General features: G+C 66.4%; 18 protein-coding genes. 7 read left to right on the top strand and 11 right to left on the bottom strand.

Features of this window, described 5'->3' with window-relative positions; translation table 11 throughout:
- Window positions 1–182: 182 nt before the first annotated feature.
- Complete coding sequence (gene aroB, locus AB0L63_RS15800; RefSeq protein ID WP_364501057.1) at window positions 183–1,304, top strand: 3-dehydroquinate synthase; 1,122 nt, start codon at window positions 183–185, stop codon at window positions 1,302–1,304.
- An 86-nt stretch (window positions 1,305–1,390) separates the two neighbouring features.
- Here the strand turns inward: aroB and AB0L63_RS15795 are convergent, their stop codons facing one another.
- The 6 genes from AB0L63_RS15795 to AB0L63_RS15770 all read right to left on the bottom strand — a co-directional run bounded on the left by AB0L63_RS15795 (window position 1,391) and on the right by AB0L63_RS15770 (window position 9,432).
- Window positions 1,391–1,873: a B-4DMT family transporter gene (locus AB0L63_RS15795; RefSeq protein ID WP_364501054.1), complete on the bottom strand. Its 483-nt coding sequence runs from the start codon at window positions 1,871–1,873 to the stop codon at window positions 1,391–1,393.
- A 46-nt stretch (window positions 1,874–1,919) separates the two neighbouring features.
- On the bottom strand, window positions 1,920–2,741 hold the full coding sequence (locus AB0L63_RS15790) for a shikimate dehydrogenase (RefSeq protein ID WP_364500479.1): 822 nt from the start codon (window positions 2,739–2,741) through the stop codon (window positions 1,920–1,922).
- A gap of 4 nt (window positions 2,742–2,745) precedes the next feature.
- Complete coding sequence (locus AB0L63_RS15785; protein ID WP_364500477.1) at window positions 2,746–4,320, bottom strand: endolytic transglycosylase MltG; 1,575 nt, start codon at window positions 4,318–4,320, stop codon at window positions 2,746–2,748.
- Window positions 4,317–4,844, bottom strand: a complete 528-nt coding sequence (gene ruvX, locus AB0L63_RS15780; protein WP_364500474.1) for a Holliday junction resolvase RuvX — start codon at window positions 4,842–4,844, stop codon at window positions 4,317–4,319. Before ruvX ends, AB0L63_RS15785 begins: the two co-directional genes overlap by 4 nt.
- Window positions 4,844–7,510, bottom strand: coding sequence for an alanine--tRNA ligase (alaS, locus tag AB0L63_RS15775; RefSeq protein WP_364500472.1), 2,667 nt, complete (start codon window positions 7,508–7,510; stop codon window positions 4,844–4,846). The genes ruvX and alaS overlap by 1 nt, the downstream gene beginning before the upstream one ends.
- 545 nt (window positions 7,511–8,055) lie before the next feature.
- Window positions 8,056–9,432, bottom strand: coding sequence for a replication-associated recombination protein A (locus AB0L63_RS15770; protein ID WP_364501051.1), 1,377 nt, complete (start codon window positions 9,430–9,432; stop codon window positions 8,056–8,058).
- Window positions 9,433–9,581: 149 nt separating this feature from the next.
- Here AB0L63_RS15770 and AB0L63_RS15765 point away from each other — a divergent pair, with 149 nt between their 5' ends.
- Window positions 9,582–9,929 (top strand): YciI family protein, encoded by a 348-nt coding sequence (locus AB0L63_RS15765; RefSeq protein WP_364500469.1) that lies wholly within the window; start codon window positions 9,582–9,584, stop codon window positions 9,927–9,929.
- 4 nt (window positions 9,930–9,933) lie between these two features.
- Window positions 9,934–11,187 carry a sigma-70 family RNA polymerase sigma factor gene (locus AB0L63_RS15760; RefSeq protein ID WP_364500466.1) on the top strand — a complete coding sequence of 418 codons (1,254 nt, stop codon included), beginning with the start codon at window positions 9,934–9,936 and terminating at the stop codon, window positions 11,185–11,187.
- Window positions 11,188–11,240: 53 nt separating this feature from the next.
- Here AB0L63_RS15760 and AB0L63_RS15755 read toward each other — a convergent pair whose 3' ends face one another.
- On the bottom strand, window positions 11,241–12,410 hold the full coding sequence (locus tag AB0L63_RS15755; RefSeq protein WP_364500463.1) for a kinase: 1,170 nt from the start codon (window positions 12,408–12,410) through the stop codon (window positions 11,241–11,243).
- Between the two features lie 193 nt (window positions 12,411–12,603).
- Between AB0L63_RS15755 and AB0L63_RS15750 the strand changes: the two genes are divergently transcribed.
- Entirely contained in the window at window positions 12,604–13,839 is a 1,236-nt protein-coding gene (locus AB0L63_RS15750) for a hypothetical protein (RefSeq protein WP_364500461.1), read from the top strand.
- Window positions 13,840–13,866: 27 nt separating this feature from the next.
- Here the strand turns inward: AB0L63_RS15750 and AB0L63_RS15745 are convergent, their stop codons facing one another.
- Both AB0L63_RS15745 and aspS read right to left on the bottom strand, forming a co-directional pair.
- A complete protein-coding gene (locus tag AB0L63_RS15745) occupies window positions 13,867–14,835 on the bottom strand; it encodes a DUF389 domain-containing protein (RefSeq protein WP_364500459.1) in 969 nt (322 codons plus the stop codon).
- A gap of 65 nt (window positions 14,836–14,900) precedes the next feature.
- Complete coding sequence (aspS, locus tag AB0L63_RS15740) at window positions 14,901–16,700, bottom strand: aspartate--tRNA ligase (RefSeq protein WP_364501048.1); 1,800 nt, start codon at window positions 16,698–16,700, stop codon at window positions 14,901–14,903.
- Window positions 16,701–16,861: 161 nt separating this feature from the next.
- Here aspS and AB0L63_RS15735 point away from each other — a divergent pair, with 161 nt between their 5' ends.
- Together AB0L63_RS15735 and AB0L63_RS15730 are read left to right on the top strand one after the other, a co-directional pair.
- A complete protein-coding gene (locus tag AB0L63_RS15735; protein WP_364500456.1) occupies window positions 16,862–17,785 on the top strand; it encodes a neutral zinc metallopeptidase in 924 nt (307 codons plus the stop codon).
- 146 nt (window positions 17,786–17,931) lie between these two features.
- Window positions 17,932–18,453: a hypothetical protein gene (locus tag AB0L63_RS15730; RefSeq protein WP_364500453.1), complete on the top strand. Its 522-nt coding sequence runs from the start codon at window positions 17,932–17,934 to the stop codon at window positions 18,451–18,453.
- A gap of 186 nt (window positions 18,454–18,639) precedes the next feature.
- Here AB0L63_RS15730 and AB0L63_RS15725 read toward each other — a convergent pair whose 3' ends face one another.
- Both AB0L63_RS15725 and AB0L63_RS15720 read right to left on the bottom strand, forming a co-directional pair.
- Complete coding sequence (locus AB0L63_RS15725; protein WP_364500450.1) at window positions 18,640–20,259, bottom strand: hypothetical protein; 1,620 nt, start codon at window positions 20,257–20,259, stop codon at window positions 18,640–18,642.
- Window positions 20,256–20,585 (bottom strand): type VII secretion target, encoded by a 330-nt coding sequence (locus tag AB0L63_RS15720; protein ID WP_364500448.1) that lies wholly within the window; start codon window positions 20,583–20,585, stop codon window positions 20,256–20,258. The genes AB0L63_RS15725 and AB0L63_RS15720 overlap by 4 nt, the downstream gene beginning before the upstream one ends.
- Window positions 20,586–20,832: 247 nt before the next feature.
- On the opposite strand from AB0L63_RS15720, the gene AB0L63_RS15715 reads away from it, so the two are divergent.
- A complete protein-coding gene (locus AB0L63_RS15715; protein ID WP_364500445.1) occupies window positions 20,833–21,837 on the top strand; it encodes an NAD-dependent epimerase/dehydratase family protein in 1,005 nt (334 codons plus the stop codon).
- Window positions 21,838–21,866 lie beyond the last annotated feature (29 nt).

The raw sequence follows: 21,866 nt of genomic DNA, 5'->3' as shown, positions 1-21,866 counted from the left end.
CCCCGCTGGTTCCGAAGTATCCGGTGAGGGGGCAACACCCGGAAGCCGGTCCCGGCGCACCCGGGCCCGTCGCGCCCGCGCGCGAACGCTCAAACAAACAGCACGCACAGAATCGGAGCCGAGTACCCATGAGTGAGCGAAGCGAGCGCCCTATCAGCCCAGCCGACCAGCACCCGACCGGCCTGACCGAGCCGAGTCGCATCGAGGTGCGTACCGCCGATCCGTATCCGGTGATCATCGGCCGCGGCCTGCTCGGTGAGCTCGTCGAGTCGGTCGCCGGCGCCACCACCGGTGTGCGCACTGTCGCGATCTTCCATCAGCCGCCGCTGGCCGAAACCGCCGAGGTGGTGCGCAAGGCGTTGGCCGACAACGGCATCGACGCACACCGCGTCGAAATCCCGGATGCCGAGGCGGGTAAGGATCTGGCCGTGGCCGGCTTCTGTTGGGAGGTGCTCGGCCGCATCGGTCTGACCCGCAATGATGTCGTGGTATCCCTCGGCGGCGGCGCGGCGACCGATCTGGCCGGATTCGTCGCCGCCACGTGGATGCGCGGGGTGCGCATCGTGCATGTGCCAACCACGCTGCTGGCCATGGTCGACGCGGCCGTCGGTGGTAAGACCGGTATCAATACCGAAGCGGGTAAGAATCTCGTCGGCAGCTTCCACGAACCGGCTGCGGTGCTCGTGGATCTGGCAACCCTGGAAACGGTGCCGCGCAACGAGATCGTCGCGGGTATGGCCGAGATCATCAAGGCCGGTTTCATCGCCGACCCGGTGATCCTGGAGTTGGTGGAGCGCGATCCGAAGGCCGCACTCGACCCGACCGGCGATGTTCTGCCCGAACTGATCCGCCGCGCCATCCAGGTCAAGGCCGATGTCGTCGCCGCCGATCTCAAGGAAGCCAGCCTGCGCGAGATCCTCAACTACGGCCACACTCTCGGCCACGCCATCGAGCGGCGCGAGCGCTACCGGTGGCGACACGGTGCGGCCGTCTCGGTCGGTCTGGTCTTCGCCGCCGAACTCGGCCGCCTCGCCGGTCGCCTCGACGACGCCACCGCCGACCGCCATCGCACCGTCCTGACCAGCGTCGGCCTGCCGACCAGCTACGACGCCGACGCCCTCCCCCAACTCCTCGACGCCATGCAGACCGATAAGAAGACCCGCTCCGGCCTGCTGCGCTTCGTGGTCCTCGACGGCCTCGCCAAACCCGGCCGCCTCGAAGGCCCGGACCCCACCCTGTTGGCCGCCGCCTACTCGGCCATCGCCCGCGAGGACAGTCCGAACACCGGCGCGATCCTCCTATAGTCGCGAACAGGACTGCGACCTGTCCGGAAAAGTGCAGGCGACCCTCCAGTCGATGAAGGGTCGCCTGCGGTCGAATTCGTGAGCGGCTACGCGGGAGTCGCAGCGGACCCTGGTGCCTGGGGTGCGGGCCGGTTCGCGGACTTGTTGATCCGGCGGTCGGCGATGATGCGGCCGATGCCGATACCGATCAGGCCCGGAATGAAGACCAGCAGGACGATGAAGGACGCGCCCGCGGTCAGTTCGAAGAGCAAAGCGTTATCGCCGAGATCGAACCGGGGCAGCCAGTCGAGCAGCCACGAGACCGCGCCACTACCCAGGCCCGCGGCAGCTGCGGTCTTCAGCCACAGGATGGTGAGGTCCGAACCGTGCTCCGGATCCGGATGGACCGCACGGTCCTTGCGGCCATCGAGCACGCCCCAGTACACGACGGCCGCGAGCAGCACCACCAGACACAGCGGTCGCATCCAACTGCCCTGGGTCGGCCAGTACACCATCGCGAATCCCAGCGCGGCACGCAGGAAAACGACCAGCGCGCCGAGCACTGTGGCCCGCAACACCCAACCATTCATGGTCAACACGATAGCCTCGAGTCGACCGGATCCAAATGAGAACCGGTTACAGATTTATCGCCGCGGCCATCTCCGCATGCGGCGCCGCGCGGCCGGTGAACTGTTCGACCTGCCCGTAGGCCTGATTCAGTAGCATCTCCAGCCCGCTCACCACGGTGTGCCCCGCCCGCACGACCGCAATGGCCAGCGGCGTCGGCCAGGGATTGTATATCGCGTCGAGTACCACCGGGGCCGTCGCCACTGCCTCGGCGACAACGGCGCCGGCCTCGGCCGGGATCGTGCTGACCACGGCACCGGCATCCGTGCACACCGCGCGCAATACGTCCTTGTCGAAGGCGATCACGGCGGCGGTCATACCGAGCCGCTCCGCGAGATCGACCGCGCCACGCGCCCTTCCGGCATCGCGGGCGACAACGGTTACCGTCTTCGCGCCGAGTTCGGATAACGCGAGCAACGCCGGACGTGCGGTCCCGCCCGCACCGAGTACGACGGCCTTGGTCAGCTCGCCGACACCACCACCGCGCAACGCGCCGAGCACACCGTCGACATCGGTGCAATCGGCACGCCAGCCGCCGACCGTTTCCGAACCGATCCGAACCAGAGTGTTCGCCGAGCCCACCAGCACCGCACGCTCCGTCCGTTCGCTCGCGTATGCCAGCGCGGCCTCTTTACCCGGCATCGTCACCGAAAGCCCGACCCATTCCGGACCGAGCCCATCGACCAGACCGGGCAACTGTTCGGCCGAACATTCGATCCGCTCATAGGTCCAATCGAGGCCGAGCGCACGGTAGGCCGCCAAATGCAGCTGCGGCGAACGCGAATGCGCGATCGGCTTACCGAGCACGGCCGCCTTGCGCGTTTCCGGCATCGCCTCACCGCCCACTGTCGAGAATTCCGCTCTGCCTGGCCTTTTCGATATTGCGCAGATGTTCGTTGTAGCTCTCGGTGAACAAGGTGGTCCCCTGTTTATCGATGGTCACGAAGTACAACCAGGTCCCCGGCTCCGGATTCTCCATCGCGCGCAACGCATTCAATGACGGCGCGGAGATCGGGGTCGCGGGCAGTCCCGGCATGGCGTAGGTATTCCACGGCGTGCGCTTGGTGCGGTCGGTGTCGGTGGTCGCGACCTCGGTGCGGTCCAATGCATAGTTCACCGTCGAGTCGAACTGCAGCGGCAGGCTGTCCGCGAGCCGGTTCACGATCACCCGCGCCACCTTGCCCATATCCTGCGGCAGCGCTTCGCGTTCCACCAGCGAGGCGGCGATCAGAGTCTGGTACGGATTCAGCTTCGTCTCGGCGCCCGACTGCAGCAGACCGGTCGACTCGTAGCCCTGCGCACTCGCGCTGACCAGCTGCTTCAGGATCTGCTCCGGCGTACCACTCGGATCGAAATCCCAAGTGCCCGCGGCGATCAGACCCTCCAGCTGCCGGTTGCGGTCCGGCACGTCACGCACCCGCTGCTCGGCCCAGCTCGGCACGCCGAGGGCGGCCAGATCCGCACCCGCCCCGGCGGCGTCGAGCTGGTCGTAGGTGATGCACTTCTGATTCGTGCCGGTGCCGACGCAGCTGGCGTCGGCGATCTTGCGGTAGATGCCGTCCTTACGCGAGCCGGTATTCACGTCGTGCTGGTCGTGTAGCTGCCGTCCCTCCGAGACGACCAGATTGCCGACCCGCGAACTCTTGCCGAGCAGCGCCGTCACCGCCTGCGTGGACGGGCTGTGGCTCGGGATCGCGTAGTAGCCAGGCTGCACCGAACTCATATTCGAATTGCGCACGGCCGCTTGAAAGAAGGCCTGACTGCTCGCGACGACGCCCTTCTTCTGCATCTCCTCCGCGATCTGGTTCGACGTGTCGCCCGGATGCACCTGCACCACCACCAGCGGTCCGACTGGGCCCGCGAAATCCTCGGGCGCGCCGAACATCTTGACGACTTTCAACCCAGCGAACACCGCGGCGCCGGCGAACAGCGCCACGAACAGCGCACCCATGAGCCACAGATTCCGGCGGCGCTTCTTCCGCTCGGCAGCCTTGCGGGAGGCCGCCCGGGATCGTCGACCGCGACCGGGCGCACTGCGCTGACGCTCCGAGCGGGACTCCGCACGCTCCTCGGTCCGACTTTCGCCGCGCTCGGACCGGCCGCGACCGGACCGCGCGGCCGCGGCATCGGAGCGTCCGTCATCCAGCCCGTCATCGCGGGACCCCCGCCGCTGCGCATCCTCGGCCCGCTGAGGACGCCCGCGTCGCGGTTCCCCACGCTCGGCACGCTGCGGAGCAGCACGCCGCGAACGCCCGGCATCGACCGGCTCATCGTAATCTTCGTCGGTATAGCGCGGGATAACCGTCGTGTCGTCCTCGTATTCCTCCCATGCCTGGTCGTTTCGCCGGTAACGCCGCTCAGCCTCGCGCTGACGGAAACGCTCCTCGGCTTGCGCCCATCGATCCGTCATGCACCGTCTCCGGACTCAGACGCTGCTTCGGCCGACTTCAACACTGCACTCCGTTCGTCCAACCATCCCTGCAGGATCGCTACAGCCGCCGCCTGATCGATCACGTGCCGCTGGCCACGCGCGCGAACTCCACTGTCCCGCAATGCACGTGCAGCTGACACCGTAGTCAAACGTTCGTCGGAAAGTCGGATAGGCACAGGTGCTATGACTGCGCGCAAATGCTCCGCGAACGCCATCGCCGCAGCAGCGGCGGTCCCCTTTTCCCCGCGCAATGTCCGTGGCAGACCGACGATGACCTCGACAGCTTCGTACTCCCGCACAATTTCGGCAATCCTGGCGATATCGCTGGCCGACGCGCGCTGATTCGGCTTCGCGCGCGCCACCGTTTCCACAGGCGTGGCGAGCATGCCGTCCGGGTCGCTGGAGGCGACCCCGATTCGGACGCTGCCGACGTCGATGCCGATCCGCCTGCCGCGGCCGGGATCGGTGACGGGCGAAGGACGATGACTCTCCGGGTCGCCCATCACCCGGCGAGTTCGGCCACCCGGGCACGGACCGCGGCCAGACCGACATCGATACCCGAGGGGTCCGAACCCGCGCCCTGCGCCATCTCCGGCTTGCCGCCGCCGCGACCGGAAATGCTCGGGCCGAAGCTGGCGACCAGATCTCCGGCCTTGAAGCCGAGATCCTGCGCGCTCTTATTGACCGTCACGACGAACGGCACCTTGCCATCGGCATTGCCGAGCAGCACGACGATGGCCGGTTCGGTGCCGAACCGGCCACGGATATCGGTGGCGAGGGTGCGCAGGTCACCCGCGGCGATACCTTCGGGCGCGGCGGCGGCCACCAGCAGCACACTGCCGACCCGCTCAGCCTCGTCGACGAATTTGGCCGCCGAAGCGAGTACCGTGGCGATCTTGGTGCGCTCGAGCTCCTTCTCGGCCACCTTCAGCCGCTCCACGAGCTGCTCGACGCGTGCGGGCACCTCCTCCGAAGGCACCTTCAGCGCGGACGCGACACCGGCAAGCAGCGCACGCTCCTTCGCCAGATACTTATAGGAGTCCAGGCCGACGAAGGCCTCCACGCGCCGCTTACCGGAACCGATCGCCGATTCGCCAAGCACGGTGATCGGGCCGATCTGCGAGGAATGCTGTACGTGCGTACCACCGCACAGCTCCATCGAGAACGGTCCGCCGATCTCCACCACCCGTACCTCGTCGCCGTAGTTCTCGCCGAACAGTGCGAGCGCGCCCATCTGCTTGGCCTTGGGCAGATCGGTGACAAAGGTATTCACCGGGAAGTCCGCGCCGACAGCGTCATTGGAGACGGCCTCGATATCGGCCTTTTGCTGCTCGGTGAGCTGGCCCTGCCAGTTGAAGTCGAAGCGCAGATAGCCGGGCTTGTTCAGTGAACCGGCCTGCACGGCATTCGGGCCGAGTACCTGGCGCAGCGCAGCATGCACCATATGCGTGCCGGAGTGGCCCTGGGTGGCACCGTGGCGCCAGGCCGGATCGGCTTGGGCGAGAACGACATCGCCCTCGGTGATCTGGCCCTGTTCGACCGTGGTCTTGTGCACCCACAGCTTCTTGGCGATCTTCTGCACATCGTTGACCCGCAGCTTGAGGCCCTGCGCCGTAATGGTGCCGCGATCAGCGATCTGACCGCCGGACTCCGCGTACAGCGGACTGCGGTCCAGGATGACCTCGACGTCCTGACCGGCGGCCGCGGCCGGCACCCGGACGCCATCGGCGATCAGCGCGAGGACGTGCGCCTCGGAGGTCAGCTCGTCGAAACCGGTGAATTCCGTTGCACCACGATCGACCAACTCCTTGTAGATGGACAGGTCGGCATGTCCGTGCTTGCGCGCCTGCGCATCCTCCTTGGCCATCTTGCGCTGCTCGGCCATGAGCGAGCGGAAGCCCTCCTCGTCGACCGACAGTCCGGCCTCGGCCGCCATCTCCAGGGTCAGCTCGATCGGGAAGCCATAGGTGTCGTGCAATTTGAAGGCATCCGAACCCGGAATTGTCTTGCCGCCCTTGGCCGCAACCTCGTCGACGGCGTCGGCGAACAACCGGGAGCCGGTATTCAAGGTCTTGAGGAACGCGGTCTCCTCACCCACCGCAACATTCTCGATCCGCGCGAAGTCGGTGGCCAGTTCCGGATACGACGGCGACATCAGCTCGCTGACGACCTTCATGAATTCGCCGATCACCGGCTTATCCGCGCCGAGCAGCCGGGCCGAGCGCACGATCCGGCGCAGCAGGCGGCGCAGCACATAGCCACGGCCCTCATTACCCGGGTTGACGCCGTCGGCGATCAGCATGGCCGAGGTGCGGGCATGGTCGGCGATGACGCGGAAGCGGCGGTCGTCCTCGTGTTCGACACCGTAGGACCGGCCGGTCAACTCCTCGGCCTTATCGATGATCGGGCGGAGCAGGTCGGTCTCGTAGACGTTGTCGACGCCCTGCAGCAGCAGCGCGATGCGCTCGACGCCCATACCGGTATCGATATTCTTCTTGGGCAGCGACCCGATCGGCGGGTAGCCGAGCTTGGGGCTCTGCTCACCGCGGATGTCCTGCATGAAGACCAGATTCCAGATCTCCAGGTAGCGGTCCTCGTCGGCGACCGGACCACCGTCCTTGCCGTATTCGGCGCCGCGGTCGTAGTAGATCTCCGAACACGGGCCGCCCGGGCCGGGCACACCCATATCCCAGTAGTTGTCCTTGCCGTCGCGGAACTGGATCCGCTCCTTCGGAATGCCCGCGACCCGGTGCCAGATCTCGGCGGCCTCTGGATCCGATTCGTAGGCCGTCACCCAGATCCGCTCGGGATCGAAGCCGTAGCCGCCGTCCTCCTGTGATGTGGTGATCAACTCCCAGGCGAGGGTGATGGCATCCTCCTTGAAGTAGTCACCGAAGGAGAAGTTGCCCGCCATCTGGAAGAAGGTGTTGTGCCGGGTGGTGACACCGACCTCTTCGATATCGCCGGTGCGGACGCATTTCTGCACACTGGTCGCGCGTGGGAACGGCGGCGCCTCCTGGCCCAAGAAATACGGCTTGAACTGAACCATGCCCGCGTTGACGAACAGCAGGGTCGGGTCGGCCAGGATCAGCGAGGCACTGGGCACCTCGGTGTGTCCGGCACGGACGAAATGGTCCAGGAATCGCCGTCGGATCTCGTGGGTCTGCACAAATATCCAGCCTACCGGTGTCCCGCATCCCCTTTTTCAGCGACCAGGGTTGTGTCGAACACGCATGAGGCCGTCACCGGACCCAGGGCTCGAGGGCCTCGGCATCCACCGTGAGCCGACTGGGTCCGGCAGCACGACCGTCTTGCCGAATCGGTGCCGGATGGTGCTGGCGGAGACACCATCGTCGGGACGACTGAACACGATGGATTCCCCGCTGTCGCGGTCGATCAGCAGGTAGACCGGGATACCGGCTTCGCGTATGCGCACGGCTTCTCGACACGGTCACGCCGGTCGGTCCCGGAGTCATCGGATGTCACCTCGACGACCATCAGCGCCGGATCTGGATCGACCCAGCATCCCCATCCGCTACCGCTTTCCCCCAGCTTCGCGTACAGAGACTCCAGCGTCGCCGTCTCCCGGAATGCCTGGCGAGTTCTTCGAACTCCGTAAGCAGCATTGGGGTCGATCCGCCATGGCCGTCACCAGGTCCTCCCGTTCTGTTCGGCCGGACGGTCGATACACCGATACCGTCACGATACGTCGAGTTATCGTCCTCGCACGATTCGGCGCAACTTCTCGACACGGCGTTGGATATCGCGTTCGCCGCCGTGGTCGGTCGGCGTGTAGTAGTCGCGGCCGACGATTTCGTCGGGTGGATACTGTTGGGTCAGTACGCCATCCGGGTCGTCGTGCGGGTATTTGTACCCCTTGGCGTTACCGAGCGCGGCGGCTCCCGCATAGTGGCCGTCGCGTAGATGCGCCGGAACCGCACCCGCCTTGCCCGCCGAAATATCGGCGAGCGCGGCGCCGAGTGCAGCCGGTACGGCACCGGATTTGGGGGCCGTGGCCAGGTGAATTGTCGCGTGGGTCAGGGTGAGCTGAGCCTCGGGCATGCCGATCAGCTGCACGACGTGCGCCGCCGCGACCGCGGTCTGCAGCGCCATCGGATCAGCCATGCCGATGTCCTCGCTCGCCGAGATCACCAGGCGGCGGGCAATGAAGCGGGGATCCTCGCCCGCGCTGAGCATGCGGGCCAGATAGTGCAGGGCCGCATCGACATCCGAGCCGCGGATGGATTTGATGAAGGCGCTCACCACGTCGTAGTGCTGGTCACCGGCACGATCGTAGCGGACGGCGGCCTTGTCCACACTGGCTTCGACCAGATCCACATCGACGGTGCCGTCCAACGAGGATTCCGCCGACGCCTCCAGCGCGGTGAGCGCCCGGCGGGCGTCACCACCCGCGATCCGCACGATGTGCTCCAGCGCGGCCTCGGTCACCGTGTACGCGCCGTCGTAACCACGCGGGTCGGTGAGCGCACGATCGAGCACCAGCCGGATATCGGCCGAGGTGAGCGACTGCAATTGCAGCACCAACGAGCGCGACAGCAGCGGCGAGACCACCGAGAACGACGGATTCTCGGTCGTCGCGCCGACCAGCAGCACGATCCGGTTCTCCACTGCGGCCAGCAACGCGTCCTGCTGAGTTTTGGAGAAGCGGTGCACCTCGTCGATGAACAGCACGGTCTGCTCGCCCCCGGTGAGACGGCGGCGGGCCACATCGATGACCGCGCGCACTTCCTTCACACCCGCCGACAAGGCCGACAGCGCCTCGAAGCGACGACCGGTGGCCTGCGAAATCAGCGAGGCCAGCGTGGTCTTACCGGTTCCCGGCGGCCCGTACAACAGCACCGACGCCGCACCCGAACCCTCGATCAGCCGCCGCAACGGCGAGCCGGGGCCGAGCAGATGCTGTTGGCCCACCACCTCGTCCAATGTCGCGGGCCGCAGCCGCACCGCCAGCGGCGCACCGGCATCGCGGCGCACCACACTGTCGATGGAGTGTCCGGTCGGCGCGTTGTCGCCGGGCACGTCGAATAGGCCTTCGCTCACACCGAGCACGTTACCGAGCGGGACCGACAGCTCCGGGATGTGTGTCGACTCGCGAGACTCCACGCGATTCAAGGAGCAGAATTTTCTCGCGACATATTGTCGATTTCCGTCGAGCTCGCTCGTCGGAACGAATACGACGGCCCGATCGGCGGGCCGGCGCAACCCGAAGGAGCGAGAACATGAGCCAGTATCTGGTGCTGATCTACGAGGACGAGAACGCGTACACAACCGCATCGGAGCAGGTCATGGGCGAGGTCTACCAAGCGCACGTGGCTTTCCAGGAGATCGCGGGCGATGCGGTGCTCGGTGGTAGCGCACTCCAGCCGACTTCCACCGCCACCTCCATCCGGCAGACCGACAACGGCGATTTCACCGTGACCGATGCCCCGTTCGCCGAGGCCAAGGAGGCGCTCGGCGGCTACTACCTCATCGAGGCCGCGGATCTGGACGCCGCAATCGCCGTGGCCAAGCAGGTGCCCGCCCGGTTCGGCGGCGTCGAGGTGCGCCCGATCATGACCTTCGACTAGCCCTGTGCCGATCGACACCGAAGCGGCCGCGGCCGTCGACCAGGCGCACCGTCGCGAATGGGCCTTCGTGCTCGCCGCGACGGTGCGGCTCGTCCGCGACTTCGACCTCGCCGAGGAATGCGTCCAGGACGCCTACGCGCGCGCACTCACCGAATGGGCCGCGCACGGCGTTCCCGCCAAACCCGGCGCCTGGCTGACCACCGTCGCCCGACGCCGCGGCCTCGACCTGCTGCGCCGCGACTCCACCATGCAGCGCGCGCTGCCCATGCTGATTACCGATCAAGCCGAGGACACCGCCGATCTCGCACTCGCGGAACTGGATTCGGCCGCCGCCATCCCCGATGACCGGTTGCGCCTGATCAGCACCTGCTGCCATCCGGCCCTGGCGCGCGAGGCTCAGGTCGCGCTGACCCTGCGTCTGGTCTGTGGTGTCACCACCGCCGAGGTCGCCCGCGCCTTCCTCATCAGCGAATCGACCATGGCGGCCCGAATCACGCGCGCCAAGAAGAAGATCGCGGTGGCGCGCATTCCGTATCGGGTGCCGTCGGTGCGCGAACTCCCGCACCGGCTCGATGCCATCTGCGCGGTCATCCATCTGCAGTTCACCACGGGTCACACGGCGCCGTCGGGTGACGCGCTGGTGCGTGCCGATCTGGTCGACCGGGCGCTGCAACTTGCGCGAATGATGCATGCGCTCGTCCCGGGCGACCCTGCTGTCACGGGCCTGTTGGCCCTGATTCTGCTCACCGACGCGCGCCGCGCCGCCCGCGTGGATGCCGAAGGCCGCCTGTGCACCCTCGAACACCAAGACCGCTCCCGCTGGGATCGCGCGGCCATCAGCGAGGGCATCGCCCTGGTGAAAACCGCTCTGCCACATACGGATCGATACACCCTGCAAGCCGCCATCGCCGCCGTCCACGACGAGGCACCGTCCTGGGCGGAAACCGACTGGCGGGAGATCACCGGCCTCTACGTACTGCTACTCCGAATCTGGCCGTCACCGGTCGTGCGCCTCAATCACGCGGTGGCAGTTGGCCTTTCCGGCAACCCGACGCGAGCCCTCGCTCTCCTCGACACCCTCGCCGGCGAACCCTCCCTCGCCACCTACGGCTACTTCGAAGCCGCCCGCGCCGCCTTCCTCACCCAGTTGGGACGCACTACCGAAGCCGCCCGAGCCTACGAATCCGCCCTACTCCTGACCGAAAACGCCATCGAACGAGCCCACCTCGAAGCCCGCCGGTCCGACCTCACGCCCTGACCCCGCCGACAAGCAGTGCGAGGTCTCCTGGCGCGACAGCGAGGAACCGAAACCTATTCCGCCCAGCGCTCTTCGAGCATCGCCGACACATCCTCGGCGAAATCACCGACCGCGTCGTCGCCAGTGCAGCGCGCATCTTCGGCCAGGGCGGCCCAACGGTTGATGAGGGCTTCCGAACGCGGAACGGAGAGGCCGTGTTCGCGGGCGGAGGCGATGCGGGTGTGGTCGGCGGGCAGGAACCAGTAAGTGGTGAGCCAGACCCAAATGAGGCGGGCTTCCAGGATGCGTTCGGCGAGTACGGCGTCGTCGGCCATGGCGGGCCAGACACCGACGACCTCGGCGCGCCATGCCTCGACCATTTGCTGGGCGCGCTCGCGGGACAGTTCGAAGTCGCAGAGGCAGCCCGGGAAGGACACCAGTGCGTAGGCGATGTCGAGGGTGGCGTCGCGGTAGCCGCCCCATTCGTAGTCGAGGAAGCGGGCGCCCTCGTCATTGAGGATCACATTGTCGGGGCACAGGTCCGAGGGACTGAATGCCCGGAAGCGACCCGCGGAGAACAGGCGATTACCTCGCACGATCCGCTCGGCGATCTCACCGGGCACCTCGATGCCGAGTTCACGCTGCAGCATGCCAGGCACTTCGGAGATGGCCGCCTCGGCCTGTTGCGCGATGCCGTCGACCCGGTGCACCACATCCACCCGGCGCAGCAGCGCGACGAAATCCGCCTCGCGCCCGACGGTTGCCGCATGCATCCGGCCGAGCCCCTGGGCGAAGGCCATGAGCGCGTTGCGTGTCGTCGGCTCCGCACGGGATTGCAGCACCTGCGTCAGCCGGGCGTTCTCCCCGAGATCACTCAGGACGAGCAACCGGTCCGGGAGGCTGTGCGCAATCAGATAGGCGCCGGGGCGCTGTTCGCGGCTGAGCGCCGTGGTGAACTGATACGACACGGCCTCGCGCAGAAACGCGGAGTCGATGCTGGCGACGCCGGGCGCCAGACCACCCGTCCTGCGGTCCGCCGCGGATCCGCGAACCTGCTTGACGATGAGCGTCCGTGGCAGGGAGTAGGCGTTTTCTGAAACACGCACGCGTAGGACTGTCGTCCTACCACTACCGCTGAGTTCCATCGGATCGCTCAGCTTTACCGGAGCACCCATTCGCTTTGTGAGCAACTGCTGTGCTGCGGACACGACTTCGGCGGCGCGTTCGGCCAATAGTGCGGTCATCGCTAATCAAGCTACTCGCACCGGGTCACTTCTAGCGAGCGGTTACACAACCTTTCCGTGTCGTTCGGCGTGTCTGCGTCAAGGTCGCGGGACGGGCGCTGCGTGCTTGACACCATTGCGGCTGTCCGGTTGTCTCATCGTCAACTGCCGTGCGCCACACCGCAAACCAGTTGCGTCGAAAGGTCTGCAGACAATGACCGACTCACCGTCGCTCACGCCGAACGAGCCGACCGGCTCGCCCGAACCGAGCGGCGGCGCGCCCGAAGAAGGTGGTGGCGAACAGCTCGCCGCGCGTCCAGGGCAACACGAAAGTGCCGATCCGCAACCGACGGAAGCTGGCACCGGACCCGCGAGGCACGAGATGGCCGGGCCTGCGGGCTACCCGCAGTTCGAGGGTCCCGGCGCGGCGCAATACGGCAGTGAACCGCTGGAGCCGCCGCCACCGGTCGGAGCGCCCGGCCAACCGGGGCAGCCGAGCTACGGTCCATCGGGAACCGGTCCCAGCTCGGTTCAGCCCGTGACGACGCTCCCTGGCGCAATGCCTCCAGCAGCTGCCGCGACGCCTGCCGGTGCGGTCCCGCCGGGCGCAATGCAGCCCGGCTTCGAACCTGCTGACGCAGCAGCACCCGGTCTGGCGAAACCTGGCACCATGCCGCCCGGTGCCGTACCTCTCGGCGCGATGCCGCCTGGCGCTACCCAGCCCGGCACCATGCCGCCTCCCGGCACGATACCGCCCCCCGGCGCCATGCCCCCAGGCTCCCGGCCCGACGCACCGACCTATGGCTACCAATCCGCCCCCGGAACACCGACCACCCTCGATGTCGGCAACGCCCTGAGCTACGGCTGGGAGAAGTTCCGCGCGAATTTCGGCCCCTGGCTGGCGGTTGCCGCGCTCGGCGTGATCATCTATCTCGCCTTCGTGCTCATCGTCCAAGTCGTGCAACCGAATTCGCTGTTCAATCTGTTGCTGATCTTCCTGGCAGTCATGGTCGCGATCTGGCTGCTGCAGGCCGCGATGATCCGCGGCGCCCTCTACGAAACCGACGGCAACAAACCGACTTTCGCTTCCTACTTCAATTTCGTGAATGCGGGCAATGCCCTCTTGACGGCCCTGCTCGCTTTCGTGCTCACCTGGATCGGCGCGGCGCTGTGCTTCGTACCCGGTCTGATCGCCGGATTCCTGTGCATGTTCTCGCTGCATTTCGTTGTCGATCAGGAACAGGGTCCGTTCGCCGCGATCAAATCCAGCGCGACGCTGGTCATCACCAATATCGGGCAGGTGCTGCTACTCGCCCTCGCGGTGCTGGTCATCACCTTTGTCGCCACCCTGCTGTGCGGCTTCGGACTGCTCGTCGCCGGACCGGTGTGCACGATCGCGGTGACCTACGCCTACCGGGCACTCACCGGCGGCACCGTGTCCGTTTCCTAGCATCCGGCCTCACAACAGAATTGGTGGTCACTTCGAGGCCAGTGACCGCATCCACCACCACTGCCTGAAACGTGCGATGGGTCCGCCCTCACTGCCCGCGGGCGGGCGCAGCGCCAGCACGAGTACCCCGGCCGTGACGATGCCCGCGAGGTTCACTGCAAGCTGCCCCACCGACATGAACGCGATATGCCACTGGCCCAAAGTTGCCGCGATCACCGCGAATCCGGCCGCGGGCACAGTCGTCACCGAAATGAACACCCCGACCAGCGCCGCCGATTTCGCGGTCACCAGCGCGAGCATGCCCGCTGCACCCGCCAGCAGTGCGACTACCAGTGAAAACGGCCCGACCTCATAGATGAAGTCGACGTTCTGGACGGCTTCCACACCGGTCAGGGTGATCCAGCCGAACTGCTCCCACAGCAAGGTCGCCAACAGTGTGATGACCATCGCCACCGGAAATGCCACCAGCAGCACGACCGCCGACTTGCGGGCGAGTCGGAAATCGCGTCGCCACAGCCCCGCCGAAAAGGCTGCCAGCGGCCCGAATTCCGGCCCGACCACCATGGCGCCGACAATCGTCACCGATGAGTCGGTGGCCACGCCGACGGCCGCGAGCAGGCAGGCGATGGTGAGGAAGGCGACGAAGCTCAGGGTGAGCTCGGACTCCTCATGCGTCTGCGCGAGCAGTTCCTCCCACACGACCGCGTCGGTCGGATCGCCGGGCGCCTCCTCGATCGCCCGCTCGCCCGCATCGGAGATAACCGTCTCGACAGGTACGAGCGTGATACCGCCGGTGTGTTTGATGCCGAGCGAGGTCAGATCGGCGAGCACATCGTTGGCGGCTTCACGCGCGATATCGGCCTGGATCAGATCACCGACGGGTTCGACGGCAACACCCCGCGCCAATGTCACATGCGTGACGCCCGGGTCGGCACTCAGCACCGCCATCACCTTCTCGGTGACTTCGGGCGGGCTGATCATGCGTAAGTGCAGCACTGGAACCTCTCGTGGTCAGCATCGACGAAACTGACCAGAAAGTACCGTTCCAGCGCCGGCCCGCGCTATTCCGAAGGGCGACCCGCGCCGCCCTCGTCCTTCTTCTTCTCGGGCTTGAAGTCCAGCCCGGCTTCCTTGCGTTGCTGCGCGGTGATCGGCGCTGGCGCATCGGTCAGCGGATCCACACCGCCACCCGTCTTCGGGAAGGCGATGACCTCACGGATTGAATCCATTCCGGCCAGCAGCGCGGTGATCCGGTCCCAGCCGAAGGCGATACCGCCATGCGGCGGGGCGCCGTAGGAGAACGCGTCGAGCAGGAAGCCGAACTTCTCCTGTGCCTCGTCGTGCCCGATGCCCATCACATTGAAGACGCGCTCCTGCACATCGCGGCGATGGATACGAATACTGCCGCCGCCGATCTCATTTCCGTTGCAGACGATGTCGTACGCGTAGGCCAGGGCCGAGCCCGGGTCGGTGTCGAAGGTGTCCAGCGACTCCGGCTTGGGCGAGGTGAACGCATGGTGCACTGCGGTCCATGCCGAATGACCAAGTGCCACCTCGCCACTCGCGGTGGCCTCGGCGGCGGGTTCGAACATCGGTGCATCCACGATCCACACGAACGCCCACGTGTTCTCGTCGATCAGACCGCATTTGCGTGCGATCTCGCCACGCGCCGCACCGAGCAGCGCGCGCTGCGCCTTGGCCGGGCCCGCGGCGAAGAACACGCAGTCACCCGGCACCGCACCGACGTGCTTTGCCAGGCCCTCGCGCTCGGATTCGCTGAGGTTTTTGGCGACCGGACCGCCGAGCGTGCCGTCCTCCTGCACCAGCACGTACGCCAGCCCCTTGGCACCGCGCTGTTTGGCCCACTCCTGCCAGGCGTCGAGCTGACGCCGCGGCTGGCTCGCACCGCCCGGCATCACAACCGCACCCACGTACTCCGCCTGGAACACCCGGAACGGGGTCTCCGTGAAATACTCGGTGCATTCGGTGATTTCTACGCCGAACCGCAGGTCCGGCTTGTCGCTACCGTAGCGGCGCATCGCCTCGGCATAGGTCATGTGCGGAATCGGGAACGGGATCTCATAGCCGACCAACTTCCACAGCGCATCCAGGATCTCCTCGGCGACCAGGATCACGTCCTCCTGGCGCACGAAGCTCATCTCGAGGTCGAGCTGGGTGAACTCTGGCTGGCGGTCGGCGCGGAAGTCCTCGTCGCGGTAGCAGCGCGCGATCTGGTAGTACCGCTCGATACCGGCGACCATCAGCAGCTGCTTGAACAGCTGCGGACTCTGCGGCAATGCGTAGAAGCTGCCCGGCTGCAGGCGCGCGGGCACCAAGAAGTCGCGGGCGCCCTCGGGCGTCGAGCGGGTCATCGTCGGGGTCTCGACCTCGACGAATTCATGACCGGCCAGCACCGCGCGGGCGGCGGCGTTGACCTTCGAGCGCAGCCGGATGGCCTTACCCGGCGCCTCGCGGCGCAGGTCGAGGTAGCGGTACTTGAGACGGGCCTCGTCACCGGGCTGATCGTCGAGCTGGAACGGCAGCGGCGCACTCTCGTTGAGCACCTCGAGTTCGGTGACGTTGACCTCGATCGAACCGGTCGGCAGCTCCGGGTTCTCGTTGCCATCGGGCCGCCGCTCGACCAGCCCGGTGACCTGCACACAGAATTCGGCGCGCAACTTGTGCGCCTGCGCCGCGGGCTCGCCCTCGCGGAACACCGCCTGCGCCACACCCGACGCATCGCGCAGATCGATGAAGATCACGCCACCGTGGTCACGACGCCGGGCCACCCAGCCGGTGAGGGTGACAGTCTGACCGGCGTGCTCGCTTCGCAGCGAACCAGCCAAGTGGGTGCGCAGCACGGGATTCCTTTCGACGAATGTGACACCGGCAGGGCGATCCGGTGCGGTTGCCATCGTAGTGAGGCACATATCCCGAGAGGAAACCGATATCGCCGCCCCGCATGCGAAGCTGTATCGGCAGGGTATGACCGAGGTATTCGGCACACGAGAAAGCGAAGCAGATGACCTTCAACGAAGGCCTCCAGATCGACCCGGATCGGGCTTCTTCGGGCGGTGGACCCGGGTTCGGCGGCAAACTCGCCCTTGGCGGTGGTGCCGGCGGTCTCATCCTGCTGGTACTCGGCCTGTTGCTCGGTGGGGATCCCGGGTCGTTGCTCGGACAGTTGAACGGCAGCGAGAACAGCGCTGCGCAGCCCGGCACCGCGGGCACGCCCACGCACTGCAAGACCGGTGCGGACGCCAATAAGTACGTCGATTGCCGGGTCGTGCTCACCGCACAGAGCCTCGACGCGGTGTGGGCGGCGCAACTGCCCCAGCAGACCGGCAAGAAGTACTCGAAGCCGAAGCTGGTGCTGTTCTCCGGCGCCGTCTCGACCGGATGCGGCAATGCGACCAGCGCGGTCGGCCCGTTCTACTGCCCCACCGACCGGACCGCCTACTTCGACACCGCCTTCTTCCAGGAACTGGTCGACCGCTTCGGTTCCAGTGGCGGCCCGCTCGCCCAGGAGTATGTGGTGGCACACGAGGTCGGTCACCACATCCAGAATCTGCTCGGCGATATCGGCCGGGCGCAACGGGATCCGCGAGGACCTGAATCCGGTGCGGTGCGCACCGAACTCCAGGCCGACTGCTACGCGGGCATCTGGGCCCATTTCGCCGACAAGCAGCCCGCCCCCGGCACCGACCAGCCTTTTCTGAAATCTCTGTCCGACAACGATATTCGCGATGCCCTCTCCGCCGCCTCCGCTGTCGGCGACGACCGAATCCAGCGTGCCGCCCAGGGTCGCGTCAACCCGGAGGCCTGGACCCACGGCTCCTCGAACCAACGCCAGAAATGGTTCCTCACCGGCTACAGGACCGGCCAGGTCCAAGCATGCGACACGTACTCGGCCGCCGACCTGAACAACCCATCGGCCTTGCGCTGATCACCAACGGATGATCAACAGCTCGGCGTCAGGAATTCGAGCGACACGACGGCGCGCGGTACGGGTACGGACCCGCGCGCTGGGATGATCGATGGCCTCGGTCATCGAGACCAATTGGACTGTGGCACAGCGTAGATAGGGATTTCATGCGGATAACAAAGTCGGTACTGCTGGTTCTCGTCGTCGCACTCGCGGGTGGCTGGGGTGTCGCCTCGGCCCAACCGGCCGCCGACACACCACAACCGCCCGCCACCGCGCTGCTCACACTCACCACCATCCCGAGCGGCTGGTCCGAGCGAGTGGACCTGCGTCCGCTCCTGCAGATCTACGCCGACGGCCGCGCGGTCCAACAACCCGACGCCGCATCCACCACCCGCGCCGCCGAAGTCCCACCGCAGCGACTCACCGGCACCATCCCCATCGACGTTCTGAATGCTGCACTGGCGGAAACCAAAGCACTCGCCGCCCTCGACCTCGGCATGCCCAGCGCCACCGACCAGGGCACCCAGATCATCGATCTCATGCCCACCCCGCCCGACCAAGACGTCCATCTGCTCATGTACGCACCCGACGCGACCGAGAACCTCACCCCTGATCAACAATCGAACCGAAAACGCTTCACCGACCTCTACCGCAAACTCATCGACGCCTTCACCAAAGACCACTGAGCCGATCCCGCAGCCAACGCCCTCCCATTCGCGTGGGGCGCGGCATTGCAGCAGCCCGACAAACTGCTGCGCCACAGGAATTCGGCGATCGCAACACATAGGTCACGCAGCCGTCCACCACAACCCGAGATCGCCAGTGCCCCCGCAAGAAAAACCGAGCGGGGGCACTGGCGAACTGCTTTCGGACTAGAACTGGTCCTGTTCGTAGTCCGAACTGACCAATTCATCAGGATGGGTCGCGCCGATGACGTCCGGAGTGGATTCACCGAGGGGGCCGGTGAGGTCATCGTTGCCGGTACGGCTCTGGTACGGCTCCACATTGCGCGAGTGCTCGTCGTCATTGGCGCCGCGTTGGCCGGTGGCACCGGGGCTGCCGCCCATGAAGGAGTTCCCCGAGCTCGCCGCGCTGGTCGACGTGCCCGTGCCCAAGGATGTGCCGGACAGGCCCGAGACCCGGCTGATGGGCGGCGCGACCGTGCTGCTGCCCGGCGTGCCGGTCATCTTCTGTGTCGACGGCGAGCCCGATGTGCTCGGCGAACCGGCATGGCTTCCGATGCCGGTGATGCCCGGGGTGCCCGTTGTGGTGTGGCCCGTATTGATCGATGCCGCCGACGTGGACGTGCTCGGCGAGCCGGAGGAGGTACTGGATCCGTCCAACAGGCCGGCGGCATTGGTCGACGCATTCTGCGCGACCTCCTGCGCCTGCGACATGATCGGCTCACCGAGATTCTGCATGGCCGCCTGCGCGACCTCCTGCGGCGAGGGAAGACCACTGGTCCCGAGCAGCTGGTTCACCATACCGGTCAGCTCGGCCGTCTTCCCGGCCAGATCACCGCGGGTCGTATTGGCTACCGAGACCGCCGACCCGAGATGTTCGGTCGCCGTCGCGATGAGCGCGACCTGACCGGGCGGCGTCAGCGCCACCGGCACGAGTGCGGTTGCCTGCGTGGCGAATTCGCTCGCGATCCCGAGCAACTGCGCATTGCCCTGCTGCACCACAGCCGCGGCCCGCTGAGTGAGTTCGGAGATATCGATACCGCGCTGACTGGTGTCCTGCCCCTGGATCTGCGCGGTCTGGCTCGCGGCCTGCGCCTCGCGAGACGACTGGCCCTGCCAGACCTGCTCAACGGTCTGCAGACCGCCCTTACCGACCGATACCGCGGCCTCGATGATCTTGGAGGACTGGCTGAGAATCGCGGTTGGATCGAAGGCGCCGATGACACCGGTGCCGAAGCTGTTGAGCAGCTCGAGGATCGGCTGGAACAGCGTATCGATGCCGGGAATCCCGGGAATCGACAGCCCCTGCATCAGCGCCGCGACCGGATCAGACGGAATATTCGTCACGGCCGCGGCCGCGCCCTGGTTGCTCGCTCCGCCTAGCGCACCGCTCACCGCACTGTGTGCCTGCTGCGCCACGCCCTGCGCCGCCTGAACGACCGGCGCCGCCGCATGGCTGATCGCGGTCTGCGCATCGGTGAGTGCCTGCGACACATCGGGCGAGACCGCGCCGGAGAGAATCGCGCTCGCGTCCGGGGTCGAATTGCCGTTGAGCCCCGACAGCCCTCCAGGCATGGTTCCCAGCTGCGGCGATTCCTCGGTGATCTTGCGCGCGAGCACGAATTCGGGCGCCTCGATCGGCGGCAGATCCGCGGGCAACTGCGGCAGCGACAGATCGCTCAATCCCTGCGACACGTTCTGCAGTGCATCAACCGCGGTGTTCTGCGTCGCGGTCATGGCCAATTCCATGGCAACGCTCTGCTGGTCGGGTGCGATCACGCCGGTCGAGGCCGAATCCATCGGCTTCATGCCCCACCTCCGACCTCGGTGGCGATAGCGCTCAGCGCGCTCGCGTTGCCGGAGTCGGTGGTGTCGAACGCGGCGGCCGCGGTGAATGCGGACTTCGACAGCTTGTCATACTTGGCCGATAGCTCATTGATGTCCTTGGCCTGCAACACCTGCGCCGCGGCGAACGCCAACAGATAGTCGCCGCCGATCAAGCCGAAAACCGGCGTGAGCGCGGCAACGTTCTGTACGGCATCGAAATTCGCCGCGCCCGCGATCTCGCTGGCGACCCCGGCATTGGTCGTCGCGAACACTCGGACCGCATCGGTCTCCACCGAGAGATCAGCCATCGAGTTGCACCCCCCAAATCGTCGTGAACTGCAGTTCAGTGTTCATAGCGTCGATCAACATCTACTCCCTGCCCGCCCCGGCAGCTCGGCTGCGGTCGGGCCCCTGCGCAGTCGCGAATCGGTTCCGGCGCCACTGCGGTTGCGCCCAATATAGCGGACCCCACCGGCAAGTTTCGAGCCAAGCAGTGCCACCGGAAAGGAACTGGAACATGTTGCAAATTAGAACAAGTTCTATATTCTCGATCGCATGAAGGTCGCAGTGACCGGCGCAGCCGGCTACCTTGGCACAAATCTGCTCAGCCTGCTGGTCGAACAAGGACACGAGGTCACCGCAATCGATCGCGTGATTCCGGAGCAGCGAGCGGACCCGAACGTCAGCTGGGTCTCCGGCAACGTGCTCGACCCCGAATCCATGCGCACCGCGCTTGCCGGCGCGGAGATCATCTATCACCTGGTTGCCGTGATCACCCTGGCCGAGCAGCACGACCTCGCATGGCGAGTCAACACCGAGGGCGTGCGGGTCGTCGCCGAGGCGGCGCTGGCCCTCGGCGTGCGCCGCATGGTGCACGCCAGCTCTATCCACGCCTTCAACCAGTACACCTGCGGCGGCCGCATCGATGAGACCTCGGTGCGCTCGACCGATCCCAGCCTGCCCGTCTACGACCGCTCCAAATGGGCGGGCGAGGTCGAACTGCGCAAGGTGATCGAACAGGGCCTGGACGCGGTGATCTGCAATCCCACCGGCGTCTTCGGCCCGCTCGACTACAGCACCCCACTGTCCAGGATCAATCGCACCCTCAAGGACGCGGCCCGCGGCCGGGTGCCCGCGATGATCGGCGGCGGCTTCGATCTGGTCGACGTGCGCGACGTCGCGAAGGGCCTGATCCTGGCCGGGGAGCGCGGCCGGACCGGCGAGAACTATTTGCTCGGCGGTTCGATGATCTCGATGCTCGACCTGTGTCGCACCGCGGCCGAATGCGGCGGCAAGAAGGGGCCGAAGTTCTCGATCTCCCCCAAGGTCGTCAACGGTCTGATTCCGGTGCTCGAACCGATCGGCAAAATGTTCAAGACCGATATCGTGTCGAAGGCCGCACTCGGCGCGCTGGTCTCGGCTCCGATCGTCGATCACGGCAAGGCGGAGCGCGAAATCGGGTATCAGCCACGGCCCATCGAGACGACAGTGCGCGATCTGGTCACCTTCTTCACCGATCCGAAGCAGCTCAACTCACCCGACACTCGACAGATTGCTTGACACCTCTTAGAACACATGTTCGACTGAAG

It is taken from the genome of Nocardia sp. NPDC051990 (assembly GCF_040680755.1).
In the GTDB taxonomy this organism is placed as follows: Bacteria; Actinomycetota; Actinomycetes; order Mycobacteriales; family Mycobacteriaceae; genus Nocardia.
The sequence above is the reverse complement of the archived record's forward strand: the minus strand, read 5'-3'. Positions and strand labels throughout refer to the sequence as shown.

Coding starts and splice junctions, on each gene's coding strand:
- AB0L63_RS15795 (WP_364501054.1), bottom strand. CDS start 1,873: ATGAATGGTTGGGTGTTGCGGGCCACAGTGCTCGGCGCGCTGGTCGTT.
- AB0L63_RS15790 (WP_364500479.1), bottom strand. CDS start 2,741: ATGCCGGAAACGCGCAAGGCGGCCGTGCTCGGTAAGCCGATCGCGCAT.
- AB0L63_RS15785 (WP_364500477.1), bottom strand. CDS start 4,320: ATGACGGATCGATGGGCGCAAGCCGAGGAGCGTTTCCGTCAGCGCGAG.
- ruvX (WP_364500474.1), bottom strand. CDS start 4,844: ATGGGCGACCCGGAGAGTCATCGTCCTTCGCCCGTCACCGATCCCGGC.
- AB0L63_RS15765 (WP_364500469.1), top strand. CDS start 9,582: ATGAGCCAGTATCTGGTGCTGATCTACGAGGACGAGAACGCGTACACA.
- AB0L63_RS15755 (WP_364500463.1), bottom strand. CDS start 12,410: ATGACCGCACTATTGGCCGAACGCGCCGCCGAAGTCGTGTCCGCAGCA.
- AB0L63_RS15750 (WP_364500461.1), top strand. CDS start 12,604: ATGACCGACTCACCGTCGCTCACGCCGAACGAGCCGACCGGCTCGCCC.
- AB0L63_RS15735 (WP_364500456.1), top strand. CDS start 16,862: ATGACCTTCAACGAAGGCCTCCAGATCGACCCGGATCGGGCTTCTTCG.
- AB0L63_RS15730 (WP_364500453.1), top strand. CDS start 17,932: ATGCGGATAACAAAGTCGGTACTGCTGGTTCTCGTCGTCGCACTCGCG.
- AB0L63_RS15725 (WP_364500450.1), bottom strand. CDS start 20,259: ATGAAGCCGATGGATTCGGCCTCGACCGGCGTGATCGCACCCGACCAG.
- AB0L63_RS15720 (WP_364500448.1), bottom strand. CDS start 20,585: ATGGCTGATCTCTCGGTGGAGACCGATGCGGTCCGAGTGTTCGCGACG.
- AB0L63_RS15715 (WP_364500445.1), top strand. CDS start 20,833: ATGAAGGTCGCAGTGACCGGCGCAGCCGGCTACCTTGGCACAAATCTG.